General features: G+C 61.1%; 19 protein-coding genes. 8 read left to right on the forward strand and 11 right to left on the reverse strand.

The genetic code is table 11. From position 1 onward, the window contains the following. Positions 1-22: 22 nt before the first annotated feature. Positions 23-514: a DUF6882 domain-containing protein gene (locus Cth01_RS20710; RefSeq protein WP_034379382.1), complete on the reverse strand. Its 492-nt coding sequence runs from the start codon at positions 512-514 to the stop codon at positions 23-25. Between the two features lie 162 nt (positions 515-676). Here Cth01_RS20710 and Cth01_RS20715 point away from each other — a divergent pair, with 162 nt between their 5' ends. Beyond that, the gene (locus Cth01_RS20715; RefSeq protein WP_055477410.1) at positions 677-1,921 is read left to right on the forward strand and encodes an alpha/beta fold hydrolase; all 1,245 of its coding nucleotides are present in this window, start codon (positions 677-679) and stop codon (positions 1,919-1,921) included. A 24-nt stretch (positions 1,922-1,945) separates the two neighbouring features. On the opposite strand, the gene Cth01_RS20720 is transcribed toward Cth01_RS20715, so the two are convergent. Further along, positions 1,946-2,845, reverse strand: coding sequence for a LysR family transcriptional regulator (locus Cth01_RS20720; protein ID WP_045840247.1), 900 nt, complete (start codon positions 2,843-2,845; stop codon positions 1,946-1,948). 175 nt (positions 2,846-3,020) lie between these two features. Between Cth01_RS20720 and Cth01_RS20725 the strand changes: the two genes are divergently transcribed. The 5 genes from Cth01_RS20725 (at position 3,021) to Cth01_RS20745 (ending at position 6,410) form a co-directional block, all read left to right on the forward strand. Then, positions 3,021-3,704 carry a LysE family translocator gene (locus Cth01_RS20725; RefSeq protein WP_045840248.1) on the forward strand — a complete coding sequence of 228 codons (684 nt, stop codon included), beginning with the start codon at positions 3,021-3,023 and terminating at the stop codon, positions 3,702-3,704. 132 nt (positions 3,705-3,836) lie between these two features. Further along, on the forward strand, positions 3,837-4,418 hold the full coding sequence (locus Cth01_RS20730; protein WP_012838418.1) for a peroxidase-related enzyme: 582 nt from the start codon (positions 3,837-3,839) through the stop codon (positions 4,416-4,418). A 125-nt stretch (positions 4,419-4,543) separates the two neighbouring features. Next, a complete protein-coding gene (locus Cth01_RS20735) occupies positions 4,544-5,107 on the forward strand; it encodes a YceI family protein (protein WP_034390449.1) in 564 nt (187 codons plus the stop codon). Continuing rightward, entirely contained in the window at positions 5,104-5,826 is a 723-nt protein-coding gene (locus Cth01_RS20740; RefSeq protein WP_034379393.1) for a YceI family protein, read from the forward strand. Before Cth01_RS20735 ends, Cth01_RS20740 begins: the two co-directional genes overlap by 4 nt. Next, entirely contained in the window at positions 5,823-6,410 is a 588-nt protein-coding gene (locus tag Cth01_RS20745; RefSeq protein WP_034390357.1) for an SRPBCC family protein, read from the forward strand. Before Cth01_RS20740 ends, Cth01_RS20745 begins: the two co-directional genes overlap by 4 nt. Before the next feature lie 104 nt (positions 6,411-6,514). On the opposite strand, the gene Cth01_RS20750 is transcribed toward Cth01_RS20745, so the two are convergent. Next, the gene (locus tag Cth01_RS20750; RefSeq protein WP_034355502.1) at positions 6,515-7,051 is read right to left on the reverse strand and encodes a YcxB family protein; all 537 of its coding nucleotides are present in this window, start codon (positions 7,049-7,051) and stop codon (positions 6,515-6,517) included. Between the two features lie 381 nt (positions 7,052-7,432). Then, complete coding sequence (locus Cth01_RS20755) at positions 7,433-8,911, reverse strand: RtcB family protein (RefSeq protein ID WP_082085696.1); 1,479 nt, start codon at positions 8,909-8,911, stop codon at positions 7,433-7,435. 75 nt (positions 8,912-8,986) lie between these two features. Here Cth01_RS20755 and Cth01_RS20760 point away from each other — a divergent pair, with 75 nt between their 5' ends. After that, entirely contained in the window at positions 8,987-9,565 is a 579-nt protein-coding gene (locus tag Cth01_RS20760) for a hypothetical protein (protein ID WP_034410140.1), read from the forward strand. Positions 9,566-9,629: 64 nt separating this feature from the next. Here the strand turns inward: Cth01_RS20760 and Cth01_RS20765 are convergent, their stop codons facing one another. From Cth01_RS20765 to Cth01_RS20795, 7 genes are all read right to left on the reverse strand, one after another. Then, positions 9,630-10,019, reverse strand: a complete 390-nt coding sequence (locus Cth01_RS20765) for a thiol-disulfide oxidoreductase DCC family protein (protein WP_045840249.1) — start codon at positions 10,017-10,019, stop codon at positions 9,630-9,632. After that, positions 10,016-10,561, reverse strand: a complete 546-nt coding sequence (locus tag Cth01_RS20770; protein ID WP_034410145.1) for a DUF4166 domain-containing protein — start codon at positions 10,559-10,561, stop codon at positions 10,016-10,018. Before Cth01_RS20770 ends, Cth01_RS20765 begins: the two co-directional genes overlap by 4 nt. Next, positions 10,561-11,673: a saccharopine dehydrogenase family protein gene (locus Cth01_RS20775; RefSeq protein ID WP_045840250.1), complete on the reverse strand. Its 1,113-nt coding sequence runs from the start codon at positions 11,671-11,673 to the stop codon at positions 10,561-10,563. The genes Cth01_RS20770 and Cth01_RS20775 overlap by 1 nt, the downstream gene beginning before the upstream one ends. A 93-nt stretch (positions 11,674-11,766) precedes the next feature. Next, the gene (locus Cth01_RS20780) at positions 11,767-13,089 is read right to left on the reverse strand and encodes a sigma-54-dependent transcriptional regulator (protein ID WP_034410147.1); all 1,323 of its coding nucleotides are present in this window, start codon (positions 13,087-13,089) and stop codon (positions 11,767-11,769) included. A gap of 13 nt (positions 13,090-13,102) precedes the next feature. Beyond that, a complete protein-coding gene (locus Cth01_RS20785) occupies positions 13,103-14,965 on the reverse strand; it encodes a sensor histidine kinase (RefSeq protein WP_233425242.1) in 1,863 nt (620 codons plus the stop codon). A 62-nt stretch (positions 14,966-15,027) separates the two neighbouring features. Continuing rightward, positions 15,028-16,323, reverse strand: a complete 1,296-nt coding sequence (locus Cth01_RS20790; protein WP_012838430.1) for a dicarboxylate/amino acid:cation symporter — start codon at positions 16,321-16,323, stop codon at positions 15,028-15,030. A 309-nt stretch (positions 16,324-16,632) separates the two neighbouring features. Continuing rightward, entirely contained in the window at positions 16,633-17,055 is a 423-nt protein-coding gene (locus tag Cth01_RS20795) for an acyl-CoA thioesterase (RefSeq protein WP_045840252.1), read from the reverse strand. A 122-nt stretch (positions 17,056-17,177) separates the two neighbouring features. On the opposite strand from Cth01_RS20795, the gene Cth01_RS24365 reads away from it, so the two are divergent. Next, positions 17,178-17,483 (forward strand): NAD(P)-binding protein (locus tag Cth01_RS24365; protein WP_233425243.1); only part of this gene is annotated, 306 nt, incomplete at its 3' end.

Raw genomic sequence — 17,483 nt, forward strand, 5'->3', positions numbered from 1 at the left:
GTCAACAATCCTGTAGCGGCTTTCAATTGGCAGGCTGCTGCTGCTCGACCGCCACCTGCAGATGCAGCAAGGTGAAATACAGGGTTACATCGCCCTGCTGGTCGATAAAGGTACCTACGGCGCGCTGCAGGCGAGCGGCAATGCACATGCACTCCATGGCCTCGGGACGGCCGCCGGGAATCCGGGCCGTGGTCAGCAATGCCAGCTGGTTCTGTCGGCCGAACTCATGCACGACTTCCAGCGCTTCGCCATGCTGCTTGGGAATGGCTTCGTTGGCCCAGCTCCAAACAAAGCTGCCGTCCTGCTCGCTGCTGGTGCCCACAAGGCAGACCGTAGCGATCACTTCATGTAGCGGAGCTTCCAGCGCCAGCAGGGCGCGATCCAGATCCCAGCGGTAGCTGGGGCTGCCCTGCAAGCCAAATTCCAGCGGCCATTCTGCATTGCGGGCCTGCATCATTTCAACGGCCTCACGGCTCCAGGCGGCCCAGTCGGTGGTTTGTGCGTCGTTGCTCATCGCGTATCCATTGCTTTTCAACAGACCGCATTGTCAGCCAATAAGCAGGCTGCCACTGTGTTTACACCCACTCCATTCGGACGATTCAGCCGGCGAGAGTCTCGCTGCAAACTGGTCTCAGGCACTCCATCGGAGGTCGCCGCACAACAAATGGAGACTACCATGCCCCTCGTACCCACAGGACTGCGACGCGCAGCAGCCATGGCCACCCTGAGCACGCTGACTCTGTCCAGCTGGCCGACTGGCTTCGCGCAGACCCAGCCTTCTTCCAACATGACGACAGGCTCTGCGGGACAAATGCTGGCCATCGAGCCGCTAGCCCCGGCCTTCAGTCTGGCGGATGCCGACAAGGCCTATGCCATCTGGTACTCATCAACCGACGGAACGGCGGCAGGCAACGACCAGGCGGCTCAGCTCACCACCTCGGGAGTCATCTTTCTGCCCAAGGGGCTGCCGCCTGCCGGTGGCTGGCCGGTAATAGCCTGGGCGCACGGCACCGTAGGCATCGGCGACAGCTGCGCCCCCTCCCGCAACCCACGCTCGGAGCGCGATGCGCAATATCTCAACAACTGGCTCAAGGAGGGCTATGCCATTGTCGCAACCGACTACCAGGGCCTGGGAACGCCCGGCCCTCATGCCTATCTGCACAGCCGCGCTGCGGCCTATGCCACGCTGGACTCGGTGCGCGCGACGCTCAACACCAAAGAGCTTCCACTCGGCAACAAGATAGTCATCGTGGGCCAGTCCCAGGGGGCGGCTGCCGCATTTGCGACTGCTGGCTTTGCCCCAGACTACGCCCCGGAGCTGAAGATTCTGGGCACGATCGCCACCGGCACACCCCACTCCGGCAGACCCAGCAAGGACGGCAAGATCGCCTACCGCTCAAGCCCTGCCGAGCAGGAGAGAACGGACCCGTCCATTGCCTACATTCTTTACATCGCGGCGGTAGCCAACCAGTCCAAGCCCCGCTTGCCAGCCGAACAGGTGCTGAGCGAAAAAGGCCTTGGTGCCATGAAAGCTGCCGAAACCACCTGTGTGCAGCAGATGTTCGAGGTGGTGAAAAAAGAGCAGTTAAGCTGGAGCAACACCTTCAAGTCGGACTTCATGAGCTATTACGCCCAACCTTTCAGCAAAGGCCAGTTTCCCACGCTGAAGATCGCCACGCCCGTGTTCTTTGGCATAGGCGGTGCGGACAGGGATGCACCGACCAAATTTCAGCAGGACCTGGCCGAGCAAAGCTGTGAGGCCGGCACAGTGGTTGAAGCCCACACCTACCCGGGCATGGACCATTCGCAGACCGTCAACAGCTCCTTCCCCAACTCGCGTCTGTTTGCACGCAAGCTGTTCAATGGGGAGAAGATTGCTGGCAACTGTGCTGCAAAACAAGAGACGCTCAGCCTGCGCTGAACCGCGTGGGGTATCCGTCTGCGTTCAGCCTTGCATCTGCTGCTGAATCCAGTCGACCAGAAGCTGCTGCACCGAACCCGCCCCCCAACTCTGTACGGCCAGCAGACAGTATTGCGAGCCATCGGGTACAAAGCCCAGCGGCGCCACCAGCCGGCCGGCGGCGATATCGTCCTGCACCAGCAGTTGCGGGCCCATGGCTACACCCAGGCCCGCTGCTGCCGCCTGCAAGCTCAGGTAGAAATGCTCAAGCACCAGATCACCGCCTGCTTGCGCCTGCCGGATCCGGGTGGGAGGCTGATCTGGCCGGGTTTTCCACCAATCCGCCCAGGCCTTGGGACGTGTCTTGCTGTGCAAGCGCGTTGCATCGCCACGAAGCGCAAGGCCGCCATCGGACTGCAACGCAAAGAATTGCGCCAGACGATCCGGATGGCAGACCGGCCCCATGCACTCTGCGCACAAGGGCTGCATTTGGACATTGTGCCCCCAGTCAAAGTCGTTGCGCCGAATGGCCAGGTCAATGCCGCGCCCCCATTCCACGGTGCCACCGCCCGCAACCAGATGCACGGTATGCTGCGGGTGGCGCGCCTGGAAGTCGCCCCAGCGCGGAATCAGCCAGCGCATCAGCAACGTGGGCTCGCAGGACAGCAGCAGCGGCCTGCCTGCCACCTGCTGCCGCACCGCCTCGGCCGCACGTGCCATCTGGCCCAGACCGGCATGCACCCCGTCGAACAACAGCCTCCCCGCAGCATTGAGAAAGACACGGCGATTGCGGCGCTCAAACAGCTGCGCCCCCAACTCTTCCTCCACCGAGCGCACCGCGCGGCTGATAGCTCCATGGGTCAGGTGCAGCTCATCGGCAGCGCGGCTGAAGCTCTCCAGCCGCGCTGCCGCTTCAAAACAGCGCAAAGCGACCAACGAGGGCATTCGCTGTGGGCCGCCAGCAGAAATATGTGAGTTTGAATCACTTTTTTCTTGAGAAATCATCGTTATTCAAAAAACTTTGACCGCCCTAGAGTTCACAGCTACAGGGCACTGCCTGCCATTCTCGTGCAGCAGAACCATCTCACAAACAGATATTTGAACTCAAGCAATACACAGTATGAACGCCTGGCCCACCGTGATTCTCGTTACCTCTCTCGCCGTCATCAGCCCCGGCGCCGACTTCGCCATGGTCACCCGCACCAGCCTGATGGAATCGCGCCGTGCGGGTCTCTGGGTGGCGCTGGGCATTGGCTGTGGCGTTCTGATCCATGTGGCCTACACCCTGCTGGGACTGGGCATGGTCCTGCAACGCCTGCCCTGGCTTTTCAATCTGCTCAAATATGCAGGCGCGGCCTATCTGGTATGGCTCGGAATTTGTCTCTGGCGCGGCGCCAGCCGTTCAAATGACGATCGGCCAGATTCCCGATCCAGCGCCGAACCAGGCCAGCGCAATGCACGCAAAGGCCATGTGCCAGGCCGCTCGCTTTTTGTCCTGGGCTTTCTGACCAATGCACTCAATCCCAAGACAGCGCTCTTCATCCTCAGCCTGTTCATGCAAATCGTCGGTCCTGCCGTGCCCATGCCCACCCAGTTGGCCTATGGCCTTTTCGTCGCCATGGCCCACGTGCTGTGGTTTGCGCTGGTAGCCTGTTTCTTCTCGGCCCCGGTGCTCCAGCCCAAGGTTCAAGCCATACGTCCCTGGGTAGATCGCAGTCTGGGCTGCGTGCTGCTTGTCCTGGGCCTGCTGCTGATCGCCACCGGCACACCGGCCACGTCGAATCTGATGGATGCCAGCATCTGACAGGAAAAGCCTGACAGGCCCAATGCCGCAATAGCAGCATCTGCAACGCAAACGACAGCTTTGGAGCGCCCACCCGTGCCATGCTTGTCATGGTTGGCACATATCAGCAAAACTCCAAAGGAGACAGGCACCATGAAAAGCCGCTACCCCTTTCCCGATCTGAACAGCCTGCCTGAAGACATCAGGCAGCGCATCGCCGAGGTACAGCAAAAGTCGGGCTTTATTCCCAATGTTTTTCTGGCCTTTGCTCGCCGGCCGGCCGAGTGGCGCGCCTTCTTTGCCTACCACGATGCGCTGATGCTCAAGGAGGACGGCAGTCTCAGCAAGGGCGAGCGCGAAATGATCGTCACCGCCACCAGCGCTGCCAATCAGTGCCTGTATTGCGTGGTGGCTCATGGCGCCATCTTGCGCATCTATGAGAAAAAGCCGCTGATTGCCGACCAGGTGGCGGTCAATTACCGCAAGGCCGACATCAGCCCGCGCGAGCGTGCCATGCTGGACTTTGCCATGAAGGTCTGTCTGCACAGCGCCGAAATTGACGATGCCGACTACGAAGCCTTGTACCCTCACGGTTTTGACGACGAGGATATCTGGGACATTGCGGCCATTACCGCCTTCTTCGGACTGTCCAACCGAATGGCCAGCTTCGCGGGCATGCAGCCCAATCCCGAGTTCTATCTGATGGGCCGGGTGCCGCGCGAGAAAAAAGCCTGAAGCAACAAGCAGTAACTCGCTGCCTGCAATCGATGCAGCTTGCACGGGAATGACGCATCATCACTCTCAGAACAGCGGCCAACCCGGCAAAACGCTGTTTGCCGGAGGTCATCCAGATGCGCAATATGCGCAATACCGTTTGCTGCCTCGCCGCCCTGCTCGCCACGCTGTGCTCCACTGCAGCTCATGCCACCTCGTGGGAGCTCAAGCCCGGTAGCGACAACCGACTGGAATTCACCGCCACTTTCGAGCAAACGCCGGTCACCGGCGTGTTCAAAGACTTCCGGGTTCGTTTTGACTTCGACCCTCAAAAGCCAGACAGCAACAGGCTGAATGTCAGCATTCGCACCAGCAGCGCCGACATGGCCAACCCGGACATCAACCAGGCCATTGCCGGCAAGGACTGGTTTGACTTTGTGCGTTATCCCGAGGCAGTCTTTGATGCCAGGGAGATTCTCGATGCCCCCGGCGCAGCCGGCTACCGGGCACGCGGCACCCTGCAGCTAAAAGGCCACAGGCAACCGCTTGTGCTGCCATTCAGCTGGAAGCCCGAGGAGCGCCGCATGGAAGGCGAATTCGTCACCCATCGCTCAATATTTGATATCGGCACGGGAGAGTGGAAGAGCAGCAATGCCGTGGGAGACGCCGTGACTGTGAAATTTCGCATCCAGCTGCGCGAATTGCCATGACATTGCGCAGACAGCTGATTGCAGTCCTGCTGACTCTGATCACGGGCTGCTCGCAACCAGGCATCGAGCCAGCCCAGCCTCCCGGCCCGACGGCAAGGCCTGCGGACTTTCCTGCGGCCTTCTATGCCGATGCGGCTGCACGGGGCCAGTCGGTGCTTCAGATCGATTCCTCGCATTCCCTGGTCTCGATCACCGTTCGACGCGCTGGCGCTCTGGCCAGACTGGGGCACGATCATGTGATTGCCAGCCATGAACTGCAAGGCTATGTGGCCCCCCGGCTTGGCCGGGCCGATCTCTATGTGGCGCTGGACAGGCTATCGGTCGACGAACCCGCTCTGCGCGCCAAGGCGGCTCTGGACACCCAGCCCAGCGCAGCCGATATTGAAGCGACCCGTACCAATATGCTGAACAAGCTGCTGCAAACCTCGGTCCATCCATTTGCACTGATCCAGGCACATGCTTCCCCCGAAGCGGACGGCGATGTATTGCTGGCCCTGGAACTCACTCTTCACGGCGTTACACGCAGCCTGAGCGTACCGGCCCGAATCAGGAGGACGCCGAGCGAATTCCATATCAGCGGCTCGCTGAGCATCGATCAATCGAGTTTTGGCATCACGCCTTTGTCCATCCTGGGCGGTGCAATCCAGGTCCGCGACAGGCTCGAGTTGAACTTTGAAGTCCGTGCTGCTCCACCTTTGAAGCAGGAATCCCGGTCATGAGAACGGGGCTTGTCGGTGCCTGCGGCGCGGCCCTGACCCTGTTCTGCGGCGGTTTGCAGGTTTCGGCACAGGAGCTTCGCATAGAGACTGCCGAGCACAATGAGGCCATTACCGTGAACGCCTCGGCCGTCATGCAAGTCAGGCTGGCCACGGCCTGGAGCGTGATTTCCGACTACGAGCATCTGGCCGACTTTGTGCCGGATATGCAAAGTTCGCGCGTGCTGCAACGCGATGGCAACCAGGTGCTGCTGGAGCAAAAAGGCAGTCTGGGGTTTCTGTTTTTTCGCCAGGCAATCGAGGTCAGATTGGCCGTGACCGAATGGCCGCAGCAGCGCATTGCCGCACATGCGATAGGCGGCAATCTCAAACAGATGGACGGCAGCTATACCCTGGAAACTCAAGCCGACGGCCGGGTACGCTTGGCTTACAGCGCTCGCCTGGTCCCGGCTTTCGCCATCCCGCCGCTGGTCGGGAAGCCAGTGCTGCGCCAGTTGCTGAAACGCCAGTTCAAGGCACTGGTGGATGAAATCCAGCGACGCGAGGCCTTGACGCTTCAAGAGCAGAAGCAGACACCAGGAAATTAGCAGCAGGCCGTTACAAGGGCCAGATGGTATTGGACGCGAGCAAGCCTGGCCCCTGTGCCTCGGGTTGCCGTCATGACTGCGCAAGCATCTGCAAGAACAAAGACTTAAATCGCAGAGGCCCTGAGATGGCGCGTGAACTGCTCGAACTCTGCAGCCATGGGGGCAATGGCTGCCCTAGGCAGTACCAGGGCCTGCATAGCGTCGATGAACAGATAGTAGTTCACGTCATCTTCGGCAAGCGCCAGCACTCCTGACCACGGTAGTATCGTGTCTCCTCGAACCGAGGCTACCCTGATGGCGTCCGACGAGAGCGTGACCGTTTGTGGCGACAGAAACGCTCCATCCGGCAGGAGCATGAGCTTGCGCATGGATGCCTGTGACAGGTATGGCATCGTCACGACGGCGATCAAAGCGACGACCAGAAGGCAGGCAACCACTCCCAGCGGGCGGGAGATCTCAGGAAACTCACGCATCAGTCGCGCGTAGGCTGCACCAGCGAGGCCAATGCACAGCCACACCACAACCCGCAAGAGGAACGGCCAGGAAAGCATCCCTGCCTTCTGATGCCAGCGCCGCGAAACCATTTTCTGCAGGCGAACGAAGTCGGCGGGAACGAGAGTAAAGCTGGCGGTCATGTTCATGGTTGGCTCATGTGGCCACAGGTATGAGCGACCTGCAGCAGCGAGTATTGATCGAAAGGTGACTGCGACATCTCACACGGTCGCAGGCTCGGGTTCGTGAACGATTTCGTTACCGGCACTGTTGCCTGCAACATAAGCCGGCGCACCGGGCATTACAGAGTACGAACAGAGCTGTGCATGCGATACAAGCACAAGCCATGCAGCTGCAAGATGTGAAATTGCTGCAAATCAAGACAGCCATCTCCATGGCGTGACGGGCTTGAAGCATTGATCTGATTGTCTGCCACGTATCGATTGCGCTCCATCTTCCTCGAACGCCCGAATCGTCGAACAGCCTTGCTGCCAGCACTTGGCCATCAGGCGCTGGCAGCAGCTTCAACTTCAGGCCTTGAAAGTCAACCAGGGCTTCAACCGCACACTCGCACGAATCAGCCCCGCCTCTTCCTGCGCCTGCAACACCGGCCCTACGGGTTTGTAGGCGCTGGGCGCTTCTTCGATCAGTCGCTCTTCACGCAAGGTGATGCACTGCCAGACGGATTCGACCAGCGGCTGTTTCATGCGCCGCGTGTCCTGTCTGCGCACCTGGCGGCCCGCTCCGTGGCTGCAGGACCGCAGCCAGTCTTCATGACCCAGACCTTTGACGAGAAAGGAGTAGTCGCCCATCGATCCCGGAATCAGCGCCCACTGGCCGTCATGCGCGGGAGTGGAGCCCTTGCGGTGCACATTGAACTCGCCCTCGGTCATCACCACGTTGTGGGGCACATCCACAATCAGGCGCGATGCATCGGACGCGGCAATGCCTGCCAGCTCTTTGCGCACCAGCTCCGCCAGCGCCATGCGGTTGAACCACGCATAGCGCGCAGCCACGCCCATCGCTTGCAGATAATCCTGCGCCAGCGCGCCGCTCAGGCCATACAGACCATGCTGAGGGTGTTTGATACCTTGCGGCCATTGCTGCCTGGCCAGGTCCATCCAGCGGCGACCGACATAAAAGCCGACATCGCGCGAGCCGGTGTGGATCATCACCGTGACATCGCCCTTCTTGAGCCCCGCAACATAGGCGGCATGACGATCGTAGACTTCATCGACCACGCAGAACTCCAGAAAGTGGTTACCGCTTCCCAGGTCGGCAGCAGATGGCGGGCGCAGCAGCTCGCGCGCCTGCAACAGGGCTTCAGGCGCGTAGCGACTCCGGCCCGCAAAGCCTTGCAGGCCCACGCACTCGGCCAGTTCGGCCTGCAGCCGGTCGCGGTTTACGCCTTGCCATAGACCCACGTCAGGCAACTGTTCAATAAAGGCCTGGGGGCCCTCATCAAACAACGCCTTGAAGCCTGCGCTGCGCACGGGCACATCGCGCCCGTTCTGCAAGATGACGCGGGTCAGCCGCTGCACGATGGTGCTTTTGTGCAGCTCGGCCTGCGCCTGCGTCAGGCCCGTGCTCAGCAAGCGTATGCCGCAGTTGATGTCCGTGCCGATGGCCGCAGGAATCACGAAGTCTGGCGACGTGGCCACCACCGCCCCCACGGGCGCAATGCTGCCGGGGTGAAAGTCCGGCGTGGCACAGGCTTTGCAGACCGCGCCATGACCTTGCGGGTCGGCAACCGAGGCGAAGTCCAGCAATTGACTAACGGCTTTGTGCTCCAGCGGCAGGCTGTCGGGCAGCAAAATGGCCGCTGCTGCCTGCTCGTTATGGATTTGATAGATATTGTCTCGGTAGGAGACCTGGATGCCCTGACGTGACAGAGCTTTTTGCAGTCGGGAAAGCTTCCCGGAAGAGTGCGGCATGATGCTGAGAAAAACAGGTACGCAACAGCGCATCTCCGAATCTGGGAGATGCAACGCACCTTCGAGCAGCAGCATCAAGAAGGACTGATAAGCGACGTATTCTAATGAGTAAGCGCCGGGCCGCCTAACCGGCGTTGCTAATATGCTGCAATGCGCAATGCAATTCGGTCCTTTCAGATTCCCGCATCACTGCAGACTTTGTACGACGCGGCTGCAGCCATAGGCCCGCAGTTCGGCCTATCGCCCGAAGCCGTTTTTGGGGACTGCGGCCTGCGCCTGGAGATCCCCCCCGTACCCAGTTACATCGATTGGTGCACGCCGCGCAATGTGATGACGTTTGCAACCACGGGCTGCGACAGCGTTCATTACAGCTATCTGGTCGATGAGCGCCTGCCCGGTAGCGTCAGCCCCATCGTCATGACACTGCCCTGCGTGAACGAATTGAGCTGGGTGATTGCCGAGAACTTTCAGGAGTTCTTTGACTACGGCTACTACGTGGGCTGGCGCGAGCTGGAGCAGTTGTACTACGAAGATGAAAAAGGCGAAGCCTGCTTTCACGCGGGCTACCAGTCATTGAACAATCTCGGTATGCAGCAGCTGCTGCTGCCGCGGCTGCACAAGGCGTTGAATATGCAGGCTGTGCTGCCGACGCTGCAACGCTTTGGCGATCTGCAGAAGAAGTACCAAGCCCTATTGAATATTCCGCCCATGCCGGCAGAGCATGCCTGATTGCGTATCCATCAATCGTATTGATCCCCATATTCGCTGAGCGATACCGCGTGTCATCCGAAACTCAATCCAGAAATCGGGCAGCCACAGCGGGATCCGGCATCATGCACTGCTCGCTTTTGCCAAACCAGTGATAGCGGTTTCTGGCAATCATGCGGTAGAGCGCATCGCGCAATGCAGCGGGTATCAGCCTGATCACCGCTGTCAGTCGCCAGGGCCAGCCCAATGCGTGCAGCACGCGCAAGATGGCATCCGTGTGCTGCCAGGAGCGCTGGCCGTCCACCAGTAGCAGGGTCTGCAGACCTTCCAGGCACAAGCCTGCATCGGCCAACAGCTTGCCGCCGACCTCGCCCTGTATGGCGGCGAACTGAAAAACGCCCTGCTTGTCGTGCTTGAGCAAGAACTGCACCCAGCCATTGAACAACAGACATTGCGCATCAAAGACCACAATCATGCTTTTTCCTCTGGCAGCAATAGATAGCCACGATAACTGGCCACCACGCCAATCAGGGGGACGGCCGCTTCGACATGAAATTGCATTTGCTCCCCGGCTCCGGTTTCTTCGGCCACGATGCGCGGTGCCAGCCAGCCCGGACATGGGAAGCCCAGAAAGTACAGACGCTGCAGTCGCATGAGAAGCCGTCCATCTACCGCCTGCAAGGCAAAGCACAGTCGCGCCAGGCCAAGGCGCTCGATCAGGTGGCCATTGTGCAACTGCATGGTTGAGTGCATGCGCTGCGAGGGGAAGATGCGAATCCAGGTTTCCGCATCGGGACTGGCCTGCAGTTCGAAATGAATCGTCCCCTCGCTGGCGGCGCGTGGCGTGCCCAGAGCCAGCGCCAGCAGCTTGGCCGCCAGAGTCCGGGGGGCGCCAGTCTGCACCCTGCCCTGAAGCTCATGCTCACCCTGCAGGCCGTGAAAGCGCTGCAGGGCGACATCGAGCTTGCAGAACTCATCGCCCATGGCCTGCTGAAACAAAGAGGCGCTCAGCATCATCAAGCAAGCTCCCGCATCTGAATATCCAGTCCCTGCGCTTCGGCCACAAAGTCCTGCAGCGTCAGCAGCCCCATGCAAGGCCTGGCGCCAGGCTCCAGCGGTGCACCCGCCGCCAGCTTGCGTACCAGCGCACTGGCGGCCAGCGTGGGAACATAAGGCCCGTCGCCCGAGCCCGCCATAAGCACCCAGCCGCGCTGGCAGGCTTGCCCCTCTGCATCCAGGCCACTGACCGTGACATGCATGGCTCCTGCATCGCTGCCCCAGTTCTTGAACCAGTCTGCCATGCGCTTGAGTCCGCGAGCATGCACGGACCAGTCCTGCACCAGCCCTCTGTGAGCCAGCCAGGCCATGGCATTCATCCCGCGCTGCAAGAACGACAGCTCAAGCCCGGCACCGAATCTGATGGAAGGACTGCCTTCATAGCGAAGCGGTAGCAGTGCGAGATCCGGTACATCGCAGGCCGACAGCAGCCGCCGCCCAACAGGGGCCGGATAGTCATGCCCATAGCTGCGCAGCCAGCCAATCACGGCTTGCTGCCCGGAGCCAGGCAGCGGCTTGCCACAATAGCTGAGGATGGCAGCGACGGTGGACAGGCCTCTGTCCGTACGATTGCCTGGGCTGATGCCTATGTCGATATCGCTGACGCGAGCCATGCCCGAAGCCAGCGCATCCACGACCGCCGAGGACAGAGCTGGCACCGAACTGGCACCGCTGAGCAGCAGCACGCCCGCAGTTTTGGCCTGCGGATCGAGCACATCGATGCCGCAGACAAAGTCACGCCCATCGGCCAGATCCACATAGTGGACGCCGGCGTAGGCACAGGCTAGGGCCACGCGGTAGTCCTGCTCCTGAAACGGGCCCGAAGTGTGAATGAGTGCGTCCACCTCCAGCGTCTTGAGTCTGTCCTCCAGACCGGGCGCCATCACGTCCACCACTACGTGGCTCAGGCTTGAGCAAGCGTCCGGGGCCAGACTTTCAACCAGCGCCTGCCCCGCAGAGGCCGAGCGCCCTGCCACCACGATGTGCAAACCGCTTTGCCTGGCCAGCCTGGCAACCAGCCGGCTGCCGAAGAAGCCGTAAGCACCGACGACCATGACCTTGAATTCACGCATGCCTCAGTGTAGCGGGACGCGGTTTCGCTCCGAAGCGCAAGCCCGGCAACGGCGAGCCTGCTCAGCCGCGCTCATGGCTCGGTCACAGCCCGATCACAGTCCGTACTTGCGAATCTTGTCGTGCAGCGTGGTCTTGGGGGTGTGCAGCGCCTGCGCCGTGCGTGTCAGGCTGCCTTCGTTGTTGCGCAAGGCTTCGGAAATCAGGGAGCGCTCTATGGACTCCATGGTTGCCGCAAGCGAAGCCGCAGCCTCGGGCGCCGTACCGGACGGGGACAGGCCGGCATCCAGCCCCAGCGTGATGCGCTCGGCCGTATTGCGCAGCTCGCGCACATTGCCTGGCCAGTCGTGGGCAAGCAGCGCCTGCAGACGCTGCGGCGTCAGCTCTGCCACGGGACGCTGGTGGCGGGCGGCGGCCTGCAACGCGAAATGCTCGAACAGCAGCGCAACATCCTCGCGGCGCTCGCGCAGCGGGGGCAAGTTCACCGTCACCACATTGAGACGGTAGTAGAGATCGGAGCGAAACAGTCCCTGACGGCTGAGGTCCAGCAAATCGACCTTGGTTGCAGCAATCACACGGCAGTCGACGGCAATGAGCGTGTTCGAGCCCAGGCGCTCCAGCACTCTTTCCTGCAGCACACGCAGCAGCTTGGCCTGCATGGGCAGGGGCATGCTTTCGATCTCGTCGAGAAACAAGGTACCGCCGCTGGCATGTTCGATCTTGCCGATGCGCTTTTTGCCCGCGCCGGTAAAGGCCCCGGCCTCGCTGCCGAACATTTCGCTGTCAAACAGCGTCTCCGGCAGGCCGCCGCAGTTGATGGCGACAAAATTGCCGCTATTGCGCCGGCTGGATTCATGCAGGCTGCGCGCGACTCTTTCCTTGCCGGTGCCCGTTTCACCCCAGATCAGCACATCGGCCTCGCTGGCCGCAAGGCTCTGCAATGTGCTGCGCAGCTGCTGCATGGGAAGCGAGCGCCCCAGCAACTGGTGCTGCAACACATCCCGACTTTGTAGCTGCTGGCGCAGGCTGCGCACCTCCAGCACTAGGCGACGGCGCTCCAGCGCACGGCGCACGGCTTCCACAAGGCGCTCGGGCGCAAACGGCTTTTCCAGAAAATCGGCGGCGCCATCCTTCATGGCTTGCACAGCCATGGAGATATCGCCGTGCCCGGTGATGAGAATCACGGGCAGTTCGGCGTCCAGCACGCGGGCGGCGGCCAGCAGCCCAAGGCCGCTCATCTGCGGCAAGCGGATGTCGCTGACCACGATGCCGGCAAAATCCGGGGACAGGTGCTTTTGCGCCTGCTCGGCACTGCTCACGCAGATGCAGTCCAGACCTTCGAGGCGCATGGTCTGCTCACAGGCCATGGCGACATCGGCATCGTCTTCAACGATCAGGACTTTGAGGGAAGGGTTCATGGGCTGCAGGCAATCAGGACAGCGGCCGAGTATCCACCAAGGGCAGGCTCAGCGTGAAGATGGCCCCGCCTTCCGGATGGTTGCCGCCGGTCAGGCTGCCACCTGCAGCCTGGGCGATCTCGGCCGACAAAGGCAGGCCCAGACCCAGGCCCAGTCCCTCGGGCTTGGTCGTGAAAAAAGGCTCGAACAGTCGCGCTTGCGCCTGATCACTGAGTCCGGGGCCATGATCGCGCACCGTGATCTGCGCCCAGGCACCGCAACGGTTGCAGGCAATTTCCACGCACCGCGTATTGCCGCCCTGCACGGCATCCAGCGCATTGCTCAGCAGATTGATCAACACCTGCTGTACGCGATTGGCATCGCACCAGGCGCTCAACTCAAGATCCGAGGGCTGTCGCACGATCATGACGCCGCTTTGGGCAATGCGCGGCTCCATGAGGGACAGGGCGCCATCGACCACCTTGGCCAGTTCAACCTGCTCGGGCTGGCCGGCGGACTTGCGGGCAAAGTTGCGCAACTGCCCGGTAATACGCCCCATGCGCTCGGTCAGCTCGGCCATGCGCTGCAGATTGCTTTGCACCATCTCGCTCTGACCACGTTCCAGAAAGCGCTGACTGTTGCCGGCCAGCGCCCGCAAGGCCGCCAGGGGCTGATTCAGCTCATGGGCCACTTCCGTGGAGAGCTGACCGATGACGGCCAGTTTGCCTGCCTGTACCAACTCGTCCTGCGCCGCGCGCAGCGTGGTCTCGGCCTGCATGCGCTCCATCACCTCCTGCTGCAGCGCCACATTGGCACTCTGCAGATCGGCTGTGCGCTGCTGCACCTTGTTTTCCAGCACCTCGTTGGCCTGTTTCAGAGCTTGCTGGGCCGCCAGTTGCTCACGCACATGTCTGCGCCGCTGGTACAGCAAAGCTCCCAGCAAGAGCATCAATGCAATCAGCGCCCCCGTCACCCAGGCTCGGCTGGCCGCCAGCTGCAAGGCAACGCTCAGGGGGGAGAGCACGGTAATCTGCCAGGGCGTGCCGGCCATGGGTCTGGACTGGGCCAGAAAGCGACCTGCGCTCTGGTCTGCCGCAGCGTCCTTGACATCGGGAATGCTCACCTGCCTGACGCCAGTGACACTGCTCATGCCACGCCAGCCCAGAGGCCGCAGGTTCAGACGGTTGTATTTCTGCGAAGCTTCCAGCTCGGCCCGCCTTGCCTCATCCAGCGGCAGCAAGGTCGCAAAGCGCCAGGCCGGCATATTGCTGAGAATGACCACGGTATTTTCGTCGCTGACCAGTACCGGAGACTCTGCGCTGGCCCAGGATTGCTCGAGCTGCGCCAGCCCGACCTTGACCACCACCACGCCATGCATCTCGCCCTGCCCCAAGGTAGTGGTCAGGTAATAGCCGGGCTCGCCGCGCGTGGTGCCTACGCCGAAGTAGCGCCCGCGCCCTTCTCGCAATGCCTGCTGGACATAGGGCCTGAAGCCGAGGTTCTCGCCCACAAAACTGTCGGCGCGGCGCCAATTGCTGGCAGCCAGCACATGACCGTCGTGATCGAGCATGTAGACGCTGAGGGTGCCCGCACGACGGCTCAGTTCCTCCAGATAGAGATTGGCGCGAGACTGCAGTCTTTCGTCGCCCGGCGATTGCAGCAGCGACAGGATCTCGGGCTGCAGGGCCACTACATCGGGCAGAAAGGCAAATTTGTCGATCTCGCGCCGCAGGCTGGCAGCATAGAGATCGAGGCGGTTGTTGCCGGCAGCCACCACGGTCTCGAGACCGATCTTGACGAAGCCCTGATAGCCCAGCCAGCCGCCCAGGCTGCTTGCAGCCAGCCAGAGCAGGATCAGCAAAACAGCACGCAGGCGCGGGGGCAGGAAAGCTAACATGGTGCGAACCATGGTAGCAGCGCCCGGCACCGCAGGGGACAGGAATCCGGGCAACGGGACGATCAGGCTCGGACGCGAATGGGCTCGGGCATCAGCTGTGGCTCGACAGCCAGATCTGCGCAGGACTCCTGCTCTTCGTCGCCTTCCCATTTGGCAACCACGGCCGTGGCAATGGCATTGCCCAGCACATTGGTCAATGTACGGCCCATGTCCAGGAAGTGGTCGATGCCCAGAATCAGCAGGATGCCCGCTTCCGGCAAACCGAACATGGGCAGCACTGCGGCCACCACCACGAGCGAGGCACGAGGCACGCCGGCAATGCCCTTGCTGGAGATCATCAGCACCAGAAGCATGGTCAGCTGCGCGGTCAGCGACATCTCGATGCCATAGGCCTGAGAGATGAAGATGGCCAGGAAGGTGGTGTAGATCATGGAGCCATCGAGGTTGAACGAGTAACCCAGAGGCAGCACAAAGCCTGTGATACGCGGCTTGATGCCGAATTTTTCCAGTTGCTCCATGAGCTTGGGCAGCGTGGATTCGCTGCTGGCCGTGAAAAAGCCCACCAGCACCGGGCCGCGAATCAGCGACAGCAGACGGAAGACATCCTTGCCCAGCACCAGATAGCCGGCACCGATGAGCAGCACCCACAGCGCGGCCAGCGCAATATAGAAGCCCAGCAGGAATTTGCCGAACACCAGCAGCATGCCCAGTCCGTGGGTGGCAATGGTGCCGGCGACAGAGCCGAACACGCCCACGGGCGCAAAGCGCATCACGTACTCGGTCACGCGCAGCATGACATGCGAGGTCTCTTCCATCAGATCGACCAGCATGTGCTTTTTCTGGTGGTTCAGGTAGCCCAGAGCGATACCGAAGAACAGCGCAAACACAAGGATCTGCAACACCTCATTGGTGGCCATGGCCTCGAAGATGTTCTTGGGGAAGACATGAGTGATGAAATCCTTGAAATTCAGCGCACCGGTCTTCAGACCCAGGCTCTCGGCATTCGTGGGAAGCTCCACCGTCAGGCCGTGGCCGGGCTGCAACACATTGGCAAAAACCAGACCCAGAAACAGCGAGCAGAACGATGCCGCGATAAACCAGCCCAGCGCACGACCACCCACGCGGCCCACAGAGCCGGCATCGCCCATATTGGCCAGCCCCGCCACCAGCGTGGCAAACACCAGGGGCGCGATGATCATCTTGATCATGCGCAGAAATACGTCGGTGAGAATGCCGAAATAGCCGGCAATGTCTTTGGCTGTCTCCGGTGTCGCGGCGTTGGCGTGGACGAGATAGCCCACGACCACACCCAGAACCATGGCCAGCAGAACCATGATGGTCAGGCGATTGGATTTCATTTCTTGGAATCTTGGTATGCGTTGTTTGAGCCGCTGCCTGAATCCGGGCCATGCAGGCACCGGGTTCTGGCAGCGACAACAAACCGAGACGGACCGCCGACGGAACCGAGGTTTCGTCAGCAAGGCCCAGCCCCAGTCTCACTTGGTCAGCCGCAGTGAAGCGGCGTGCCGTCCTTTAAGCACATACCGTGCCAGCCAAAAAATCACGTCCAAGTCTTTGATTTGCTTATATTCAAAATACTTTTTTGCATAACCACAATCGGTTTTCCGGACGAAATCTGGATTGATGTACGGAATTCCGAACAGGACTCAGGCCATTACCGCCGAACGTATCCAGTCCGGCAGCGCAGCGGCTTTCTGCCGGGGGAAATCCACCCAGATCACCGTGCCTCCGCCAGCGGCGCAGATGACTCCCGGCTGCGCCACACGCTCCATGGTGGCCCAGGTCTCAAAGGTGGTGCGCGCGGGATCGCTGACAAACATCTTGAGCAGCACCTCGTCGGGATACGCAAGCTGCTGATAGAAATTGCAAAAGGCGTTGACGATGACCGGCCCCTGCCCCGCGGGGTCCGGATTCAGGCCCATGCCGCGCATCCAGTCGATGCGCGCAGTTTCCAGATAGCGAAAGTACTGGGCATTGTTGACATGCCCCATGGCGTCCATATCGCCCCAGCGTACGGGAAAACGCGTTTCATAGACCTGCTTCTTCAGCTCGGGCAGCTCGATTTTCATGCCGGTATGTCTCCTGATTGAACGAGATTTGCAACTGCATCACCACCTTGTTCTAGTTTCTTTGAGGGATGGCACGCCCTGGGGCGATCACTAGCCTATGGACTTTGCCGCAACACCGATTGATGCGCTGTCGCCAAATCTGCACGGTCGTGCCGGGCTGTCAGCATAGAATCGCCCGCATCGCGGTTTTTGCAGACGCACCTGCCAAGGCCGCGCACGCCAGTTTTCCCAATCCAATATCAAGCGAGACTTTCCCGATGACAAACGAAGAGATCCTGGCCCAGTACGGCCCGCGAGAGGCCATGGAATATGACGTGGTGGTGGTGGGCGGTGGCCCCGGTGGCCTGGCCACTGCCATTCGCCTCAAGCAACTGGCGGCCGAAAAAGGTCAGGATGTCTCCGTAGTCGTGCTGGAAAAAGGCTCCGAG

It is taken from the genome of Comamonas thiooxydans (genome assembly GCF_000964545.1).
Lineage (GTDB): Bacteria > Pseudomonadota > Gammaproteobacteria > Burkholderiales > Burkholderiaceae_C > Comamonas > Comamonas thiooxydans.

Coding starts and splice junctions, on each gene's coding strand:
- Cth01_RS20710 (WP_034379382.1), bottom strand. CDS start 514: ATGAGCAACGACGCACAAACCACCGACTGGGCCGCCTGGAGCCGTGAG.
- Cth01_RS20715 (WP_055477410.1), top strand. CDS start 677: ATGCCCCTCGTACCCACAGGACTGCGACGCGCAGCAGCCATGGCCACC.
- Cth01_RS20720 (WP_045840247.1), bottom strand. CDS start 2,845: ATGCCCTCGTTGGTCGCTTTGCGCTGTTTTGAAGCGGCAGCGCGGCTG.
- Cth01_RS20725 (WP_045840248.1), top strand. CDS start 3,021: ATGAACGCCTGGCCCACCGTGATTCTCGTTACCTCTCTCGCCGTCATC.
- Cth01_RS20730 (WP_012838418.1), top strand. CDS start 3,837: ATGAAAAGCCGCTACCCCTTTCCCGATCTGAACAGCCTGCCTGAAGAC.
- Cth01_RS20735 (WP_034390449.1), top strand. CDS start 4,544: ATGCGCAATACCGTTTGCTGCCTCGCCGCCCTGCTCGCCACGCTGTGC.
- Cth01_RS20740 (WP_034379393.1), top strand. CDS start 5,104: ATGACATTGCGCAGACAGCTGATTGCAGTCCTGCTGACTCTGATCACG.
- Cth01_RS20745 (WP_034390357.1), top strand. CDS start 5,823: ATGAGAACGGGGCTTGTCGGTGCCTGCGGCGCGGCCCTGACCCTGTTC.
- Cth01_RS20750 (WP_034355502.1), bottom strand. CDS start 7,051: ATGAACATGACCGCCAGCTTTACTCTCGTTCCCGCCGACTTCGTTCGC.
- Cth01_RS20755 (WP_082085696.1), bottom strand. CDS start 8,911: ATGCTGCTGCTCGAAGGTGCGTTGCATCTCCCAGATTCGGAGATGCGC.
- Cth01_RS20760 (WP_034410140.1), top strand. CDS start 8,987: ATGCGCAATGCAATTCGGTCCTTTCAGATTCCCGCATCACTGCAGACT.
- Cth01_RS20765 (WP_045840249.1), bottom strand. CDS start 10,019: ATGATTGTGGTCTTTGATGCGCAATGTCTGTTGTTCAATGGCTGGGTG.
- Cth01_RS20770 (WP_034410145.1), bottom strand. CDS start 10,561: ATGATGCTGAGCGCCTCTTTGTTTCAGCAGGCCATGGGCGATGAGTTC.
- Cth01_RS20775 (WP_045840250.1), bottom strand. CDS start 11,673: ATGCGTGAATTCAAGGTCATGGTCGTCGGTGCTTACGGCTTCTTCGGC.
- Cth01_RS20780 (WP_034410147.1), bottom strand. CDS start 13,089: ATGAACCCTTCCCTCAAAGTCCTGATCGTTGAAGACGATGCCGATGTC.
- Cth01_RS20785 (WP_233425242.1), bottom strand. CDS start 14,965: ATGTTAGCTTTCCTGCCCCCGCGCCTGCGTGCTGTTTTGCTGATCCTG.
- Cth01_RS20790 (WP_012838430.1), bottom strand. CDS start 16,323: ATGAAATCCAATCGCCTGACCATCATGGTTCTGCTGGCCATGGTTCTG.
- Cth01_RS20795 (WP_045840252.1), bottom strand. CDS start 17,055: ATGAAAATCGAGCTGCCCGAGCTGAAGAAGCAGGTCTATGAAACGCGT.